Annotated in this window: 16 protein-coding genes; 4 read left to right on the forward strand and 12 right to left on the reverse strand. The window is 61.4% G+C overall.

Going from position 1 to position 18,163, the window contains the following annotated elements; all coding sequences use genetic code 11:
- Window positions 1–7: 7 nt before the first annotated feature.
- The 4 genes from ASD02_RS39305 to coxB all read right to left on the reverse strand — a co-directional run bounded on the left by ASD02_RS39305 (window position 8) and on the right by coxB (window position 3,796).
- Entirely contained in the window at window positions 8–148 is a 141-nt protein-coding gene (locus ASD02_RS39305; RefSeq protein WP_025426174.1) for a hypothetical protein, read from the reverse strand.
- Complete coding sequence (locus tag ASD02_RS29290) at window positions 148–1,104, reverse strand: heme o synthase (protein ID WP_025426173.1); 957 nt, start codon at window positions 1,102–1,104, stop codon at window positions 148–150. The genes ASD02_RS39305 and ASD02_RS29290 overlap by 1 nt, the downstream gene beginning before the upstream one ends.
- A 98-nt stretch (window positions 1,105–1,202) precedes the next feature.
- Window positions 1,203–2,891, reverse strand: a complete 1,689-nt coding sequence (gene ctaD / locus ASD02_RS29295; RefSeq protein ID WP_025426172.1) for a cytochrome c oxidase subunit I — start codon at window positions 2,889–2,891, stop codon at window positions 1,203–1,205.
- 20 nt (window positions 2,892–2,911) lie between these two features.
- On the reverse strand, window positions 2,912–3,796 hold the full coding sequence (coxB, locus tag ASD02_RS29300; RefSeq protein WP_025426171.1) for a cytochrome c oxidase subunit II: 885 nt from the start codon (window positions 3,794–3,796) through the stop codon (window positions 2,912–2,914).
- 355 nt (window positions 3,797–4,151) lie between these two features.
- Between coxB and ASD02_RS29305 the strand changes: the two genes are divergently transcribed.
- Window positions 4,152–4,682: an invasion associated locus B family protein gene (locus tag ASD02_RS29305; protein WP_025426170.1), complete on the forward strand. Its 531-nt coding sequence runs from the start codon at window positions 4,152–4,154 to the stop codon at window positions 4,680–4,682.
- Window positions 4,683–4,824: 142 nt separating this feature from the next.
- On the opposite strand, the gene ribB is transcribed toward ASD02_RS29305, so the two are convergent.
- The 3 genes from ribB to ASD02_RS29320 form a co-directional block, all read right to left on the reverse strand.
- On the reverse strand, window positions 4,825–5,925 hold the full coding sequence (gene ribB / locus ASD02_RS29310; protein WP_025426169.1) for a 3,4-dihydroxy-2-butanone-4-phosphate synthase: 1,101 nt from the start codon (window positions 5,923–5,925) through the stop codon (window positions 4,825–4,827).
- 113 nt (window positions 5,926–6,038) lie between these two features.
- Window positions 6,039–7,139: a chorismate synthase gene (gene aroC, locus ASD02_RS29315; protein WP_025426168.1), complete on the reverse strand. Its 1,101-nt coding sequence runs from the start codon at window positions 7,137–7,139 to the stop codon at window positions 6,039–6,041.
- A 222-nt stretch (window positions 7,140–7,361) separates the two neighbouring features.
- Window positions 7,362–10,541, reverse strand: a complete 3,180-nt coding sequence (locus tag ASD02_RS29320; RefSeq protein WP_057221513.1) for an EAL domain-containing protein — start codon at window positions 10,539–10,541, stop codon at window positions 7,362–7,364.
- A 297-nt stretch (window positions 10,542–10,838) separates the two neighbouring features.
- On the opposite strand from ASD02_RS29320, the gene ASD02_RS29325 reads away from it, so the two are divergent.
- On the forward strand, window positions 10,839–11,099 hold the full coding sequence (locus tag ASD02_RS29325; RefSeq protein WP_025426167.1) for a DUF1344 domain-containing protein: 261 nt from the start codon (window positions 10,839–10,841) through the stop codon (window positions 11,097–11,099).
- Window positions 11,100–11,256: 157 nt separating this feature from the next.
- On the opposite strand, the gene ASD02_RS29330 is transcribed toward ASD02_RS29325, so the two are convergent.
- From ASD02_RS29330 to ASD02_RS29345, 4 genes are all read right to left on the reverse strand, one after another.
- Window positions 11,257–11,841: a histidine phosphatase family protein gene (locus ASD02_RS29330; RefSeq protein ID WP_025426166.1), complete on the reverse strand. Its 585-nt coding sequence runs from the start codon at window positions 11,839–11,841 to the stop codon at window positions 11,257–11,259.
- Window positions 11,842–11,890: 49 nt separating this feature from the next.
- Window positions 11,891–12,709, reverse strand: a complete 819-nt coding sequence (gene fabI / locus ASD02_RS29335) for an enoyl-ACP reductase FabI (protein WP_025426165.1) — start codon at window positions 12,707–12,709, stop codon at window positions 11,891–11,893.
- Window positions 12,710–12,914: 205 nt separating this feature from the next.
- A complete protein-coding gene (locus ASD02_RS29340; protein ID WP_025426164.1) occupies window positions 12,915–13,973 on the reverse strand; it encodes a DnaJ C-terminal domain-containing protein in 1,059 nt (352 codons plus the stop codon).
- Window positions 13,974–14,185: 212 nt separating this feature from the next.
- Window positions 14,186–14,638 carry an RT0821/Lpp0805 family surface protein gene (locus ASD02_RS29345; RefSeq protein ID WP_057221514.1) on the reverse strand — a complete coding sequence of 151 codons (453 nt, stop codon included), beginning with the start codon at window positions 14,636–14,638 and terminating at the stop codon, window positions 14,186–14,188.
- A gap of 140 nt (window positions 14,639–14,778) precedes the next feature.
- Between ASD02_RS29345 and pdxH the strand changes: the two genes are divergently transcribed.
- Window positions 14,779–15,399 carry a pyridoxamine 5'-phosphate oxidase gene (pdxH, locus tag ASD02_RS29350; RefSeq protein ID WP_025426162.1) on the forward strand — a complete coding sequence of 207 codons (621 nt, stop codon included), beginning with the start codon at window positions 14,779–14,781 and terminating at the stop codon, window positions 15,397–15,399.
- Window positions 15,400–15,517: 118 nt separating this feature from the next.
- Here the strand turns inward: pdxH and ASD02_RS29355 are convergent, their stop codons facing one another.
- Complete coding sequence (locus tag ASD02_RS29355; RefSeq protein ID WP_025426161.1) at window positions 15,518–16,567, reverse strand: polysaccharide deacetylase family protein; 1,050 nt, start codon at window positions 16,565–16,567, stop codon at window positions 15,518–15,520.
- A 324-nt stretch (window positions 16,568–16,891) separates the two neighbouring features.
- On the opposite strand from ASD02_RS29355, the gene ASD02_RS29360 reads away from it, so the two are divergent.
- Window positions 16,892–18,157 (forward strand): D-alanyl-D-alanine carboxypeptidase family protein, encoded by a 1,266-nt coding sequence (locus ASD02_RS29360; protein ID WP_057221522.1) that lies wholly within the window; start codon window positions 16,892–16,894, stop codon window positions 18,155–18,157.
- Window positions 18,158–18,163: the final 6 nt, after the last annotated feature.

The following is an 18,163-nucleotide window of genomic DNA, read 5'->3' on the forward strand; positions in this document are numbered from 1 at the left end:
GCTTCCCTCAGTTGACCATGCCGTTGCCGAACTTGATCAGCGTGACGACGTAAAAGAGGACGACCAGGCCAGCCAGCACGATACCGAGCGCAATGTTGCGGCCGCGGCGGGACTTCTTCTGGGCTTCGTTCAGCTTGACGGTTTCCATCAGGCAACACTCCCGGCATTCAGCCAGATATTGACGATCAGGTGATCCGCCATCAGGGCGGAGAAGATCACGAACAGATACATGATCGAGAAGGCGAAAAGCTTCTTGGCGGGCAGCATGCGCTCATCCGCCTCAGGCATGCGCAGCACGCCGATCGAATACCAAACGAAGCCCAGGCCTAGTGCCGCTGCAACCGCGCCATACCCGATGCTCGCAAAACCGAGCAAGGTGGGACAGATGCCGATCAGGGCCGTCAGGACTGCATAGATGACGATCTGCTTCTTGGTGGTTGCCTGGCCGCAGACGTTGGGCAGCATCGGCACGCCGACGGCGCCGTAGTCGCCCATCTTGAACAGCGCCAGCGCCCAGAAATGCGCTGGCGTCCACAGGAAGGTGATGAGGAACAGGACGATGCTTTCCACCGATACGCCGCCGGTCACGCACGCCCAGCCGATCATCGGCGGGAAGGCACCGGCAGCACCGCCGATGACGATGTTCTGCGGCGTCGAGCGCTTGAGCCACATCGTATAGATGACGGCGTAGAAGAAGATGGTGAAGGCGAGCAACCCGGCTGCGAGCCAATTGACGGCGAGCCCGAGGATGATCACGGAAAAGGCGGAGAGCGTCAGGCCGAAGGCGAGGGCTTCCTCGGGCAGGATCTTGCCTGCAGGGATCGGGCGCTTGGCCGTGCGGGTCATGACCGCGTCGATGTCGGCGTCATACCACATATTGAGCGCGCCTGAGGCGCCGGCGCCAACAGCGATGCACAGGATGGCGATGAAACCAATGAAGGGATTGATATGTCCGGGTGCAAGCACGAGGCCTGCAAGCGCAGTGAACACAACGAGCGACATGACGCGGGGTTTCAGAAGCTCGAAATAATCGCGTGCAGAGGCCTCGGACAGGCGCGGTGCACCACCCCTGCCAACTGCTTCGTGATTGTCGATGACCGTCATGTCTCGTCCTTGATCGTCTTTTGCCCATACGGGCCGTCTTTTGCCGGTTCTCCGGCGGGGTGAAGCCGCCGGGATCGGCGGCTTCTGTTTCTTTCCCATCACTTGATGCGCGGGAGTTGTTCCCACTGGTGGAACGGCGGCGGCGAAGACAGCTGCCATTCCAGCGTGTTCGCACCCTCGCCCCACGGATTGTCGCCAGCGACGCGCTTCTTTGCGAAGGCTTCAGCGACACAGAAGAGGAAGATCAGCACGCCGACGGCTGCGATGTACGAGCCGTAGGACGACACCATGTTCCAGCCGGCATAGGCATCCGGATAGTCGATGTAGCGGCGCGGCATGCCGGCGAGACCCAGGAAGTGCTGCGGGAAGAAGATCAAGTTCACACCGATGAACATGACCCAGAAGTGCAGCTTGCCGAGGAACTCGGAGTACATGTAGCCGGTCATCTTCGGGAACCAGTAGTACCAGGCAGCGAAGATCGCGAACACGGCGCCGAGCGACAGAACGTAGTGGAAGTGAGCAACCACGTAGTAGGTGTCGTGCAGCGAACGGTCGAGACCGGCGTTGGCGAGCTGAACGCCCGTGACACCACCGACGGTGAACAGGAAGATGAAGCCGATCGCCCAGACCATCGGGGTCGTGAAGCGGATCGAACCACCCCACATCGTCGCGATCCACGAGAAGATCTTCACGCCGGTCGGAACAGCGATAACCATCGTCGCGAAGACGAAGTAACGCTGCGTGTCGAGCGACATGCCGACGGTGTACATGTGGTGCGCCCACACGATGAAGCCGACGGCGCCGATCGCGACCATGGCGTAGGCCATGCCGAGGTAGCCGAAGATCGGCTTACGCGAGAAGGTGGAAACGATGTGGCTGACGATGCCGAAGCCCGGCAGGATCAGGATGTACACTTCCGGGTGACCGAAGAACCAGAACAGGTGCTGGAACAGGATCGGGTCGCCGCCGCCTTCAGGCGCGAAGAAGGCCGTGCCGAAGTTGCGGTCGGTCAGCAGCATGGTGATGCCACCTGCCAGAACCGGCAGCGAGAGCAGAAGCAGGAAGGCGGTGATCAGAACCGACCAGGCAAACAGCGGCATCTTGTGCAGCGTCATGCCCGGAGCGCGCATGTTCAGGATCGTGGTGATGAAGTTGATCGCGCCGAGGATCGACGAGGCACCGGCGATGTGCAGGCCAAGGATCACAAGATCCATCGCCGGCCCGGGCATGCCTGATGTCGAGAATGGTGGATAGATCGTCCATCCGCCCCCCGCACCATAGGCGCCTGCCGGACCTTCGACGAACATCGAAAGCAGAACCAGCAGAAAGGCCGGAATGATCAGCCAGAAGGAGATGTTGTTCATGCGCGGGAACGCCATGTCCGGCGCGCCGATCATGATCGGAACCATCCAGTTGGCGAAGCCCCCGATCAGCGCCGGCATGACCATGAAGAAGATCATGATGAGCGCGTGCGCGGTCGTGAACACGTTGAACATGTGCTTGCCGCCGTCGATGGCAGCATCGCCCTCGAAGCCGTAAACCATCTGCGCCAGACCGTGGAAGATCTGGATGCCCGGTTCCTGCAGCTCGGCGCGCATGAACACCGACAGCGTGCCGCCGATGATGCCCGCGATGATCGCGAAGATCAGGTAGAGCGTGCCGATGTCCTTGTGGTTGGTTGACAGAAACCAGCGCTGAAAGAAGGTCAACGGCTTGTGCGCGTGGTCTGCGTGACCATGATCGGAGTGATCATGGCGTTGGTCGTGATGAGCGGCTGTTCCAGCCATGGGTCGAGCTCCCCTTCCGATTACTGTGCGGCGTTGGCAGCGACGTCAACGGCCTTGGCCGCGCCGTCGATGGACGCCATGAGCGCCTTGTTCGCATCGCCGATATTGGTTGCGGCGGCAGCGAGCCAGGCGTCGTATTTTTCCTGCGAAACAACGCGGATGGCGATCGGCATATAGGCGTGGTCCTTGCCGCAGAGCTCGGAACACTGGCCGTAATAGAGGCCTTCGCGGTCAGCCTTGAACCAGGTTTCGTTCAGGCGGCCGGGAACGGCATCGATCTTAACGCCGAAGGCAGGCATTGCGAAAGCGTGGATGACGTCGGCAGCCGTGACGAGCACACGAACGGTCTTGCCGACCGGAACGACGACTTCGTTGTCGACGGCGAGCAGACGCGGGTATTCGGCCTTGTCTTCCTTGCCGAGACCCGCACGATCTTCTTCCTTCATCAGCAGACTGTCGAAGGAGAGCGGGCTTTCGCCGACTTCATATTCATAGGACCAGTACCACTGGTTGCCCGTCGCCTTGACCGTCAGGTCCGGATTCTGCGGCGGCGTCAGCTGCGCGGTCAGAAGCTGGAAGGACGGGATCGCCAGGAATAGCAGGATGATGACCGGACCAACGGTCCAGACAACTTCGATAGCGGTGTTGTGGCTGGTCTTGGAGGGAACCGGGTTGACGCTCTCACGGAATTTGACCACCACGACAATCAGCAGCAGGAGGACAAAAAGAGTGATCGGAATGATGAACCACAGGGTATAGTGCTCAAACCACGTGATCTCTTCCATAATGCCCGTCGCAGCCGTCTGAAAGTTCGTCTGCCAATCGACAGGCTTGTCAGCGAAGGCGCTCGAAGCAAAAAGCAGACAGGCAAGCGCTGCCATAACTGCATAAGCCTTATTTTTCACAATATGTCTCCCCAATGCGCTTGATCAGGATCAAACCGGAACGCAGAATCCCTGCGATACTGCAGCGCTTCAAACCACAGTTTGCCCAACGCCGCAACATCTGTGCAATCAACCCCATGCGGCATTTTTGCACAAATGCGACTTTTCTCACAGGCACCCCTCGGAACCCCCAGCGAATCGACTTATATGTCCCGGTCTGCGCCACTGACGGCGCTATCACGCCACATCAGCGCGACAATGGCGCTCCGCGAGCCCAATTTCCGCCATATGGCGCTGGAATGTACCCCACAGGGCTTTTCATTTTCTCCCGCGCGCTTCAAGAATAGCCCTGATGATTCGACGTTTTGAGGTTTACATGGGCCTGCCCCTTTTCTCCCGACTGTCGGCTCTTGCCGCTCTCGGATTTGCCGTCCTCGCCCTTCCTACGGCGAGTGCTGCCCAACAACCCGCTGGCGCGCCCGGAACGGTCAAGTCCAACCATGGCGCATGGTCGATCGTCTGCGATCAGCCGGCAGGTGCGTCAACCGACCAATGCGCCCTGATGCAGAACGTCATCGCCGAGGACCGGCCGGAAGTCGGCCTCTCGGTCGTCGTGCTGAAGACCGCCGACCGCAAGGCGAAGATCCTGCGCGTTCTGGCGCCGCTCGGCGTGCTGTTGCCGAACGGCCTTGGCCTCAACGTCGACGGCAAGGATATCGGCCGCGCCTATTTCGTGCGCTGCTTCTCCGACGGCTGCTATGCCGAGGTCGTGCTCGAAGACGAACTGTTGAAGACCTTCCGTTCCGGCGCGACGGCAACCTTCATCGTCTTCCAGTCGCCGGAAGAAGGCATTGGCATTCCGGTCGACCTCAAAGGCTTCGGCGAAGGCTACGACGCCCTGCCGTGATGGCACTCGCCACAGACCGATTTTCAAAGCCGCGCCTCGTGCGCGGCTTTTTCGTTTCGAACACCAAGAACCGCGCAAAAAAAGCAAAAGCCCGGATGTTCGTCCGGGCTTGCGAGGTGTGCAGACGTGCAATCGCTCAGCGTCAGATGATGTCTGTCGCGGCGATCTTGATGCCGAAGCCTTCGAGGCCGACATAGTGGCGCTCGCGTGAGGCGATGAGCCGGATGGAGCTGATGCCGAGATCCTTCAGAATCTGTGCGCCGAGACCGATCTCCAGCCACTCGCTTTCACGAGCCTGCGCCTCGTCATGGGCTTCGCGTTCATGCTTGCCCTTGCGGGCGGTCTGCGACACGCCGACGCCGACCGAGCCTTCGCGCAGATAGACGATGACGCCCCTGCCCTCTTCGGCCATGCGCTTCATGATCCGGTCGATCTGGCAGTCCTTGCCGAAAACGTCGGCACCGACATTTTCAAGGTGCAGGCGAACCGGAATGTCGACGCCGTCGCGGATGTCGCCGAAGACGACGGCGAGGTGTTGCATCGGATCCCAGGGGAGCGAGTAGGAATGTCCCTTGGCCATGCCGTAGGGTGTCTCGATGTCGAACGAACCGCCCTGCTCGATCAGCGTTTCCTTGCGCTGACGGTAGGCGATCAGGTCGGCGACGGAAACCTGCTTCAAACCGTGCTTTTCGGCAAACGCGCTGACCTGCGGGCCGCGCGTGACGGTACCGTCGTCATTGACCAGTTCGCAGATGACGCCGATCGGCGGCAGGCTTGCGAGCTTGCAGAGATCGACGGCCGCCTCCGTGTGGCCCGAGCGCATCAGAACGCCGCCTTCGCGGGCAACCAGCGGGAAGATGTGGCCCGGCCGCACAAAATCGGTCGGGCCGACATTGGGGTTGGCAAGGTTGCGCACCGTCAGCGTGCGATCGTCAGCGGAGATGCCGGTTGTCGTGCCGTGTTTGAAGTCGACCGAGACGGTAAAGGCGGTGGTGTGCGCCGAGTCGTTCTCTGCCACCATGGCATTGAGATTGAGGCGCTTTGCCTCTTCGCGCGGCATCGGCGTGCAGACGATGCCCGAGGTGTGGCGCACGATGAAGGCCATTTTCTCCGGCGTGCAATGGACCGCGGCGACGATCAGGTCGCCTTCGTTCTCACGGCCGCCATCGTCGGTGACGACGACAATCTCGCCGGCTTCGAAGGCACGGATGGCATCAACGACACGCTTCTGGTCATAGGACATCTTGTTCTTCCCGAATTACTTACAGCGGCGCGCCTGTCTAGGAGCGCAAGGGTCGCCGTAACACTTTGAGTTGCTGCATAATTTTGCCCTTAAATCGATCCCGATTTAAGGAGTTATGCAGTAAGCCGGCCGGTCTGGCCGCGGTCACGCAGGTAGTGATCCGCAATCGTGCAGGCAACCATTGCCTCGCCGATCGGCACGGCGCGGATGCCGACACAGGGGTCATGACGTCCCTTGGTGCGCACATCCACCTCGTTACCGTCACTGTCGATCGAACGACGCTCGGTGAGGATAGAAGAAGTCGGCTTGATCGCAAAGCGGGCGATGACCGGCTGGCCGGTCGAAATGCCGCCAAGGATGCCGCCGGCATTGTTGGACAGGAAGACCGGCTTGCCGTCTTCGCCGATGCGCATCTCGTCGGCATTTTCCTCGCCGGTAATTTCGGCGGCGCCAAAGCCGTTGCCGATCTCGACACCCTTGACGGCGTTGATCGACATCAGGTTTGCAGCGATGTCCTGGTCGAGCTTGGCGTAGATCGGCGCACCGATGCCGGCCGGCACGCCCTCGGCCACCACTTCGACGACGGCGCCGATGGACGAGCCGGACTTGCGGATGCCATCCAGATATGCCTCCCAGACGGGCACGATCGCCGGGTCCGGCGCAAAGAACGGATTGTTGTTGACCTCGGCCCAATCCCAGTTGGCGCGGTCGATCTTGTGCTTGCCGATCTGGACGAGTGCAGCGCGCACGACCAGCCCCGGCACCACCTTGCGGGCGATGCCGCCGGCAGCAACGCGCGCCGCCGTTTCGCGCGCCGACGAACGGCCGCCACCGCGGTAATCGCGAATACCGTATTTGACGTCGTAGGTGTAGTCGGCATGCCCCGGGCGATAACGCTTGGAGATCTCCGAATAATCCTTCGAACGCTGGTCGGTGTTTTCGATCAGCATCGAGATCGGTGTGCCGGTGGAAATCATCGTCTCACCGTCCTCATCCAGCATCACACCGGAGAGAACCTTGACGAGATCGTCCTCACGGCGCTGCGTGACGAAGCGTGACTGGCCGGGTTTGCGCTTGTCGAGCCAGGCCTGAAGTTCGCCGAGCGTGAAACGAATGCCGGGGGGGCAGCCGTCCACCACACAGCCAAGCGCCGGGCCGTGGCTTTCGCCCCAGGTGGTGACGCGGAAGAGGTGACCGAAGGTATTGTGCGACATAAGGCAACCGAACTCTGAGAAGCAACGGACGTACATGTTTCATGTACGGGCGCCCCTCTCTTAGTGCAAAGCCGGGACAGGGGGAAGTCTTTCCGACCACCGCTTAGGCACGTCGCGATCTTTCAGATCAACCCGTTGCGCTTCAGTTCTCTTGTTCCTGGGCGTGTCGCGCGAAACCGCGGCATATTTTTGCGGGACATATATCGGGAATTTGCAAGCGCCTCAGGAAGCGAGTCTCAACCCCCGATCTGTCGCAAATGCCAAGAAGTTCTCTGCGCTCAGCGGCTTCGAGAAGGCATAGCCCTGCAGCAGATCGCAGCCGAGAATGCCGAGCATCTCGGCATGTGCCATGGTCTCGACCCCTTCTGCCACCGTCTCGATGCCGAGCGAGCGAGCGATATCGATGATCGACCGGATCAACGCCTGTTCGGTGCGGGCGCCGAGAACCGGGACCACGAGCTGCCGGTCGATCTTCAACCGCTTCGGCTTGATCTTGAGCAGGCTGACGATAGACGTATGGCCCGTGCCGAAATCGTCGATCTCGATGTCGATACCGAGCTTCTTGATACCCTCGATATTGGCGGTGACGATGTCGTCGCTTTCATCGAGGAAGATCGACTCCACCAGCTCGAAGGAAATCTGCCCCGGCACGATGCTCAAGCCTTCGAGCGAGGCGAGTAGCCGCTCGTCCTGCAGGCGCTTGGCCGAGACATTGACGGAGATCTTCGGCACCCGCAGACCGGCAGCCGCCCATCGCATCTGGTCGGCCAGCGATTTCTCCAGGACGAGGCGGTCAAGCGCCGCGGTGACGTTCAGTTCATCGGCGATCGCCAGGAACTTGTCCGGCGTCAGAATGCCCTGGCGCGGATGGCGCCAGCGGATGAGCGCTTCCACACCGGAGAGTGCCAATGTCGAGGCGTCGAACTGCGGCTGGTACCAGGGCACGAACTCGTCGCGCTCGATGCCTTCGAGGATTTCATCGGCGACGCGCTTGGCGGTGACGACTTCAGCCTGGAGCATCTGGGTAAAGAACTGATAGCGGTTGCGGCCGTTTTCCTTCGCCCGGTAGAGCGCCATGTCGGCATTGACCAGCAGCTTGCGTGCGTCGGCATGCGCCTGGCGGGCCACGGCGACGCCGATGCTGACGCCGAAGCGACAGGGAAATCCGTTGTAATCGACGGGCTGGCGCATTTCCGCGATGATCCGATCGCAGAGCGCCGCAAGTTCGGCAGCGCCCGGCGCGCCGGTGACGACGACGACGAATTCGTCGCCCCCGATGCGCGCCACCATGTCACCCGGCGCCATGTTGGAACGCAGGATCTCCGACGCATGAACCAGCATCGCATCGCCGGCCGCATGGCCGAGCGTGTCGTTGATCTGCTTGAAACGGTCGAGGTCGATGTGAAGGATGGCAATGCTCTGGAGCGCATCGGTGTTCTGGCCGGTCAGACGCTCAAGCGCCTTGTCCAGCATCCGGCGATTGCCCAGGCCCGTCAGCGGATCGTGCAGCGAATTGTGCTCGATGCGGATGCGTGCCTGTTCGAGCTCGGCATTCTTGGCGTCGGCCATCGCCTTGGCGGCGCGCAATTGCTCGGTCATCACCACGTCGTCGGTCACATCAAGCGCGATGCCGACCAGTTTCCTGCGCCCCTCCGGCGAGACATGCAATTTGCCGACCGAACGAATGTGGCGGACAGCGCCCTCCGTCAGCACCACGCGGGCCTGGTGTACATAGGTTTCGCGCGCGCCGATCGCCGTGTTGACCGCCGATAGCGCGGATCCGCGATCGTCGGGATGCAGCGCGTTGAGCCATGTCGCTTCGTTCGTTGCGCCGTCGGTGTAGACCAACCCGTAGAGCTGGTGCATGCGCTCGTCCCAATAGGTGACGTTGCTGTCGAGATCCGCTTCCCACATGCCGCAGCGATAGCTGTCGAGCGCCAGATCGAGCCGACGCGACAGCTTTTCCAGATCCTGCTCGCGCTCGTAAAGCCCCATGAGGGCCTGCTCGAGCTCCAGGTTCTGCTGGTCAACCTGGGCCTTGGCAGCCCCAAGCCTTTCATTCTTGAGCACGTCATCGGTGACATCCCAGCTGATGCCGGTGATCTTGGACCGGCCATCAACCCCCTGATGGCCGGAGCCGACATTGCGGATATGGCGTATGCTGTCGTCGGCCAGCACGACCCGATACTGCGAGCGGTACTCCAGGCCCTCATCAAGGCTGCGGAAGAGCGCGTTGGCGGCGATACCGACATCATCCGGGTGCACGGTCGAGCGCCATTCATCGTAGGTCGGCTCGTCATCATGGACCGTAAGCCCATGCAGATGGAACATGCGATCGTCCCAGGAGCGCTCCTGCGTGGCCTGGTCGATCTCCCATATGCCGATCTTGGAAGCTTCGAGCGCCAGGTTGAGACGATGCGAAAGCGTCATCACCTCGCCTTCGCGCGCCCGGAGCTTGGCGATGTTGCGCTGGCGCTCGTTGACCAGCCCGCCGGCCAGCAGAATAGGAATGACAACGACGGCGACCGCCGCCGCGATCGCCAAGCGCAGGTCCCTGCTGTTTTGGGGCAACTTTTCCCAGCCGCCGATCGGTGTCGCCGCCAACTCCCAGACACCACCAGGTAGAGTGAGCTGGCGTTTGGCCGGTGCCATTCGAAACACACTGTCGTCACCGAAGAAGGCATCCTGGATACGCTCCGGTTCCGACACGTCGCGGATTGCGAGATGCACGTCGACATGACGGTGGTCGCCGGTGAATTCCGGCGTTTCGACACCTTCCTCAAGCAGGCGGGCGGATCGGTAGAGAGCCCTTTCATCGAGGATTGCTTCAACGTAGCCCCATCGCTCCATGCGCCCCTGGATCTTGGCGAAGACCGGCAGGAAGAGTTCAAAGCCGTTGCGCCCGCTCGGCAAACGGATCGGCCCGATCATGACCGGTTTTACCGTGGACGATGCGCGCTCAACGGCGCGGCGAGTCGCCCCGAATTTGTTGAAGTCGGTGCCGACGAACCATTGCTGGCTTTCGCGCGGAAAGGCGATGCGAACAACGCCGCCCGGGGCCGCCGACGCACGCACCATTTGCGGATTCTGCAGCAGCAATTTGGTCGACATGATGGTGAAATCATCGGCGGTCATCTCGGGATGGACACCAATGCTGTTGGCGAAACCGTTGAGGGCCGCAATATTGGTATTGACCTCCGACTGGAGGCGATTGGCAATGAGGTTCAGTTCATTCTCGACGTCGATCCTGAGATCACTGCGGGCGTTTTCGCGGTTTTGGCGCTCATAGACATGGCCGCCGCTAAAGACGACGATGCCCGCGATGGCGGCCGGTATCAGCGACGGTTTCGCAAATCTGGCTGCCGCCCGAATGCGTTGGCGCAGAACGTCAACAATCTTCACTCTATTCCCCTCGATCCCCAACCGAAGGTAGCGATCGAGTCTTAAGATTGGCTTTCGTCACATTTCTTTGGAAAACCCTACAATTCATGGGGATACAGTGCTGATGCACCGCCGGCTCAGCCGGCGGAATGCTTGAAAACTGCACGTTTGGCGTTCAGTCTCCATCAACCGGCCGGGCATCCCCGAAATGGAGGGAAAGCCTGTCAAAAGCTACGGTGCAAGGCAATTTTTGCCACAATCGGGGATCAAAGGGTGATGACAAGAATAATCGCAGATACATTGAAAAGGGCAAGAAAGATGCGTTTTGTCATTGCCGCGCTCATGGCTACCGCCGGCTTGCTTGCGCCTTTGTCGGCCGTTGCCGAAAGTGCCGATGTAGAGGCCGTTATTACCGGGGTCGATACCGATCGCCTCAGCCTTCAGCTCGACGACGGCAAAAGCTATCAGGCGCCTGAAGAATTCAATTTTGAAGGTCTCACCGCCGGCGTCAAAGTTCTCGTGTTCTACACTGAGGTCGACGGCAAGCGCGTGATCAACGATCTGGAAATCGTTCAGTAAGACTATTTAAGAACCCAAGTCCCGCCCCTTGAGGGGCGGGTGTGCTGACCCGGCTTCGTCAGAGCTTTCCAGGAAAGGTGCGAAGCGGTTTTCCGTCAGGAAATGCGTGGAAACAAAAAGGTAGAGCATTTCTACCGGTCCGTTCAGGACGGAAGCCTCAGATCCAGCCGATGGAATTTCCGGCAATCCGCAACAGACGATCCTGCGGGATGGCAGCAGAAGCCGCCTCATCTTCGTCCATCTCACCAAAAAGCTTGAACAGCGCACGGATGACGCCGCCATGGCTGACGCAGACCGTCGGCTTGCTCACGTCCTTGAGCCATGCGGCAATCCGCCAGGACAGGATCTCGTAGCTTTCGGCATCATTGCCGGGCGGGATGAAATCCCATTTCACTTTGCGTCGCTCGGCGATGCGCTCCGGCACGGACCGTTTCAGCTCCGGTAGCGTAAAACCTTCCCAATCGCCGAAGGAGACTTCCTTCAGCCGGTCGTCGGTGCGGTAAGCGGTGGGATCAAGACCCATGGCCCGGCGAAGGCGCTCCATCGTTTCGCGGGTGCGACCGAGGGGGCTCGCGACGAAGTCGAACTGCGCGGCGTCGGCGCCGAGGATGGCACCAAGCGCAAGCCCGTTTCCGGTCGCCTGCTGGCGGCCGGTATCGTTGAGAGGGATGTCCTTCTGCCCCTGGAGGCGGCTTTCCGCATTCCAGTCCGTTTGTCCGTGACGGATCACATAGATCAGCACAACATTTCGCTCCGGGCAGGAGGCTGTTCGGGCCGGTCGGCGGCGCCGATCAATCCTTGATGACGGAGATATCCGGAGCGTCTACCGCCTTCATGCCGACGACATGGTAGCCGCTGTCGGCGTGGTGAACCTCACCCGTGACCGAGCGCGACAGGTCGGACAGCATGTAGAGGCCGACATCGCCGACTTCCTCGATGGTGACGGTGCGACGCAGCGGTGCGTTGTACTCGTTCCACTTCAGGATGTAGCGGAAGTCGCCGATACCGGAGGCGGCCAGTGTCTTGATCGGGCCGGCAGAGATCGCATTGACGCGGATGTTCTTCGGGCCAAGGTCGACCGCCAGGTATTTGACGCTCGCTTCGAGCGCGGCCTTGGCGACACCCATGACGTTGTAGTTCGGCATGACCTTTTCGGCGCCGTAGTACGTCAGCGTCAGCATCGAGCCGCCGTCCGTCATCAGCTTTTCAGCACGCCGGGCGACCGAGGTGAAGGAATAGACCGAGATCTGCATCGTCTTGGCGAAGTTTTCCGGCGACGTGTCGACGTAGCGCCCGGTCAGTTCGTCCTTGTCGGAGAAACCGATCGCGTGAACGACGAAGTCGATCTTGCCCCAGTGCTTTTCAAGCGTCGAGAAAACCTCGTCGATGGTGGCTTCGTCGCTGACATCGCAGTGGCCGGCCATGAAACCGTCGATTTCCGCCAAGAGCGGCTCGACGCGCTTCTTCAGTGCATCACCCTGATAGGTCAGAGCAACTTCGCCGCCCTGGCCATGGATGGACTTCGCGATCCCCCATGCAATCGAACGGTTGTTCGCGACGCCCATGATGACGCCACGCTTGCCCTTCATCAAACCCGATGCCTGAGCCATGCATTGTCCCCAATACTATCTGCCGGCATCGACGATGGCCGACGCCAGACTTCACAAAATTCAAAAACGCCAGATCTGCGCTGTCAGCGCGCGTGCGGCAAATTGTCGAGAATTGCCTATGGCATAGCCGCTCCGGTGGTTCAAGCGCGGCCGGGATCAGGAACTGTTAGTCCCCGTAATATTGGTTCAGTGTGTCAGCAAACCGTCACAAATAAAAGCCGTCGCGCAGCGATTTCATGAGGTCGGTGACCTTGTCATCAGGCGTGTCGCGCAAAATGAGCCGCAACTCGACCAGCAGATCGCCGCGCGCGCCATAGGCACCCGGCAGCCCGAAGCCGTCGACGCGAATGACCTTGTCCGACCCGGACCAGGCCGGAACGACAACGGTCGCCTCACCGATCGGCGTAGCGATGACATGCTCGCAGCCCAGCACGGCGCTCTGCAGATCGACGGACAGTGTCGTGAACAGATCGAGTCCACTGGTTCGGAAATCGCCGCTCTGGTCGACGCGCAGGGTGACGACGACGTCGCCGCGTGTCATGCGGGTGACGCGATAGCCCTGCTCCGCCAGGCGGATCGTCTGTCCGTCGACGGCACCCGGCGGTATCTGGACCTTGAAGGTTTCACCGTCGGGCAATTCCAAGGACAGGCGTTGACGATCGATCAAGTCCTGGATGGTGACGGTCAGATCGACAGCGAGATCTGGAACCTTGTCGGCGGGTTTGGCCGCCCGGCCGCGAATGCGTCTGACGATGGCGGCCACCAGCTCGGCGGCGGGTGCTGCGGCACGCTGCATCAGCGGCGGCTCCGTCTTGGCGACCGCCTCCTGCTTCGGCTCAGTGACAGGCTCGGGTTTCGGCTCGGGGGCAGCGGCTGGCCTTTCGGGTGCTTTGGCCGCTGCCGGCTTCGGCGCGGGCCTGGCGGCGCTGGTACGGCTCTCTGTGCCGAAGATCCGCGAGACCGCCTCTTCGGCGGTTTCCGCATCGACCGGCTGCTCCTCCGGCTCGGGGCCGCGCATCTTCGCCTTCATCGCCTCCATGCGGCGCAGCTCGGCTTCGCGCCGGGCATAGTCGTAGCGGCTTCTCAGCTTCGGGTCGCGCAGCAGCTCGTAGGCCTTGCCTGCTTCGGCAAAGCGCTCGGCGGCAGTCGGGTCGTCCTGATTGTGGTCGGGATGGATGGCCTTGGCGACCGAGCGCCACGCCGCCTTGATTTCGTCCTGACCGGCGGTGCGCCGGACGCCGAGAATTGCATAGGGATCACGCATGGCTTGCTACCATCTTCTCTGATCGGCGGCCTCTCCCGGATGCCCGCCTTATGCCTCAAACCGGGGATCAAGTGCTGTGGCACGTCCCGTTCAGCGGCGAGGATGGGCAGAACTTGCTAAATATCGGTTAGCCGGGGCGACGACGGAGCAGGTCAAAACGACGATCGAACCGTTCCTGCCGCGGTTTGCCGAAACGTGGTTAACGCAGGATTTCAGGAGCGCGGACCGAAGCTGGTGAGATACCACTCGCCATCGCTGAGCTTGCAGGTGCTGCCGTCGAACTTGGCAATGCCCTCATAGGAATGGCGGGTCGTGGTGAAACGACGGCAAAGCATGCCGCTGGCGTTGTCTTCCTGAATGCTGCTGATGACGCCGGCGCTGCCGGACGTGGCGTTTGCCCAGGGAATAGGGTTGAGCGACCCCTGCCCGAGTTCGGCTGAGGTCACGGCGTTGCGAATCAGGACCGCATCGGAAAAGCCGTCGGAGGTTTTGGCAACGGGAACGGTACCGGTTGAAACGGTGCGATCGACACCACTGCCGAACATGTCGAGGCCGGCTCCCATGCAACCGGACATAATGAGCACGGGCAGGCAAATTGCCGCGCCACGCATCACCGAGAAGGAATACCCCTTCTTGCCATCGATCCACTTTGCTATGTCTTGCACGGCAATCCTGTCAGACTCGCAAGAGCCGCACGTTTCCCGAGGAAGTCAACAAGCAGGCTCTGACATTTTCGATGCGGAAACACCGCTCGGGCTCATCCCGAAGCGTTTCCGCGCCAGACATCACGGCGTTAGAAGGCAATATGGCGGTGAATGAGTTAACAAGCGGTGACTTCACGGAAGCAAATGAGCCCTTTTCCCTTTTCGGCACATGGCTGAAAGACGCGGAAGGCAGCGAGATCAACGACCCGAATGCCGTGGCGCTGGCGACCGTCGACCCCGACGGGTTGCCGAATGTGCGCATGGTTCTGCTCAAGGATTTCGACGAGCGCGGCTTCGTCTTCTACACCAATTTCGAAAGCCAGAAGGGCCGCGAAATTCTCGGCGCCCGCAAGGCCGCCATGTGTTTCCACTGGAAATCGCTCCGGCGCCAGGTACGGCTGCGCGGGCCTGTCGAAATCGTCTCGGAGGCCGAGGCGGACGAATATTTCAAGTCGCGACCGCGCGGCAGCCGCATCGGCGCCTGGGCTTCGAAACAGTCCCGTCCGCTCGAAAGCCGCTTCGCGTTGGAAAAAGCGGTTGCCGAATACACGGCCCGCCATGCGCTTGGCGAAATCCCCCGTCCGGAATACTGGTCCGGCTTTCGCATCCGCCCGACCTCGATCGAGTTCTGGCACGACCGGCCATTCCGACTGCACGACCGCCTGGAGTTCCGTCGCGAGACACCGGAAGGTGGCTGGGAAAAGGTGCGGATGTACCCATGATGGACGCGGTAGGCGGCGGCTGGAGCATTTCCAGGAAAAGTGTGCAGCGGTTTTCCGCCCGGAAATGCGCAAAAGTGAGAAGCTTGAGCGCTTCCGTTTCGTCTAAAGCGGAAAGATTCTAGCTTCGACCGAGCCGAAATGGAATGCCCGAGGCGAGCGCCGAAACGTAACGGGCACGCTGGAAATGGCCGTTAAGTGAAATGCGCGGCAAGGCGTCTAGCGGCGTCGCCGCCGCGACCGTGCCCGGCATGGTGGTGACCGCAACCGTAAAGCCGAGATCGGCTGCAAGCCTTTGATCGCGCGGCGAGACAGCCGGGCGATCCCCATAGGGATAGGCAAAGCTGCGCGGCCTTTGGCCGACAATGGCTTCGACGCGGGCGGCGGATGCCTCGATCTCCTGGCTTGCCTGTTCATCACCGAGCCGCGCGACGGCGCGGTGGCTTATGGTGTGCGCCCCGAGGCTGGCGAGCGGGTTTTCAATCAGGAGACGGAGACCGGCTTCGTCGAGCGTCAGCGTTTTGGTGATAGCCAACGCATCGATCCCATGTTCCAGCGCCGCCGCGTCGAGCTCGGCAACCGAAACAATTTCCTCGCGACTGTGGATGTAGGCGGCCATACGGCCAAATATCGCGTGCTTGTCGGCGCTACTTTCAGCCTTGAGTACCTCCACGCCGCTACCGAAATCAAACCGGAACTGCGTGGTTGCCGAGAGCAGATCGGCCAGCGTTTCCCACCAGAGCGTATGGGTGCGGTCGACGAACCCGCCGGTCACGAAAACGGTGAACGGCACGCCGTGCCGCGTAAAGACCGGCTGGGCATGGTCGAGATTGTTGCGATACCCGTCGTCGAGGGTGAAGCAGGCGAAGGGCGCTGCACCCTCGTCGGCAAGCGCCGTCGGCAAATCGTCGAGCGCAATGAAGCGATAGCCGTCCCGCTTCAGCCGGGTGATGGCCCTATCGAGAAACTCCGGGGTGATTTCGAGATGGGCGTTCGGATCAAAGGCCCGGGCAACCCGCGGGCGGACGTGATGCAGGGTGAAAATAGCGCCGCGCCGACGGGCATCAGGCATCAGGCCAGCGCGGCTTAGACCGTGCGCCAACTCAAGCCCACCGGCGATTGCCGCGCGCCGCGCCCTCGTCCTGATGCTTGCCGTGATCCCACCCGCCATATCAGTCCATTCAAATCAGCCTGTATCGATCACTGCAGAACTCCTTGCGCCTCGGTCGATTTACGGAGAAGATCGTCTGGAGGGTTTCAAGCGTTACAGTGTCCCTGGCGCGCCAGACCTGGTGCACCACCATGGAGGTTAATGGCGGGAGCGTTAAACCTTGCTGAAGGACGTCGGCGTTAATTTCTGGTTTACCACCCCGACGAAAGTCGCAGGAAGAAATCGCATTCTGCCTCAAAGTTGCAGCAAAGACACGGCCTTGTCACAAAAAGGCACAGCGCGCCTGTCCGACGGCGCATTTCGATGGGGACTGACATGAAAGCTATCCGCCGCCTCCTTTTGGCGATGTGCGCTCTCGCTCTGGGGTCTGCGACGGCGTTTGCCGGCAGCGCTTCGTTGGTGCTCGATGCGCGCACGGGCAAAGTCCTGTCGTCGGAGAATGCGGACACGCTGAACCACCCGGCATCGCTCACCAAGATGATGACGCTGTACCTCACCTTCGAGGCGCTCCGGCGCGGCGACATGAACTGGGACAGCAAGATCAAGGTATCGAGGGCGGCGGCGGCCCAGCCGCCGATGAAACTGGGCCTGAAGCCGGGTAGCACGATCACCGTGCGCGAAGCAGTCTATGCCATGATCGTCCGCTCGGCGAACGACGCAGCCGCCGCGATGAGCGAAAGGCTCGGCGGTTCGGAGCAGAACTTCGCCAGGAAAATGACGGCCAAGGCGCGCCAACTGGGCATGAGCCGCACCGTCTTCATCAACGCATCCGGCCTGCCCGCAAGCAGGCAGGTGACCACCGCACGCGATATGTCGACGCTCGCGGTGGCACTGATACGCGATTACCCCAGGGAATACCGGCTGTTTGCCACGCCGAGCTTCACGTTTCGCGGTCGCAAGATTCGCGGCCATAACAACCTGATGTACCGCTATGACGGCATGGACGGCATCAAGACCGGCTACACCAATGCCTCCGGCTTCAATCTCGTCAGTGCCGTCAGGGACGGCAACCGCCGCGTCATCGGCGTGGTGATGGGCGGGCGCACGGCGCGCAGCCGCGACGACAAGATGGCGGCATTGCTCAACCGCCATGTCGGCAAAGCCTCCAATGGCCGCCAGTTGGTGGCCGCTGCCAAGACGCGGAGTGCTGCTGCAGCTGAGATCGAGGTCGCATCTGCCGCCACGATGTCGGACGTGCCGCTGCCCTTCACGGCAGCCCATCGTGCCAAGGGCGACAGCGTTGCGGCATTGATCGCCGCGTCATCCACGACGGTCGTGCCGGCCGAACGGCCGACGGCCATGGTCGAAGAGGAAAACGCCGCTGTCGTTCCAGCCGCCGGCCGCTGGCAGATCCAGATCTCGGCGGCACCTTCGGCTGAAGCGGCCCGCGCGCTTCTGGCACAGGCGCAAGCAGCCGGAGGCGACATGCTGGCGGAGGCGTCTCCCTATACGGAAGCGGTGGGCGAAGGCGCCGGCACCATCTATCGCGCCCGCTTCGTCGGCTTCAGCAGCCGTGATGCTGCCGCTTCCGCCTGCAGCGCGCTGAAGAAGCGCTCCTACGACTGCGTGCTGCTGCCCTCGCGAGGCTAAGGGAGC

Source organism: Ensifer sp. Root1252 (genome assembly GCF_001425885.1).
In the GTDB taxonomy this organism is placed as follows: domain Bacteria; phylum Pseudomonadota; class Alphaproteobacteria; order Rhizobiales; family Rhizobiaceae; genus Ensifer; species Ensifer canadensis.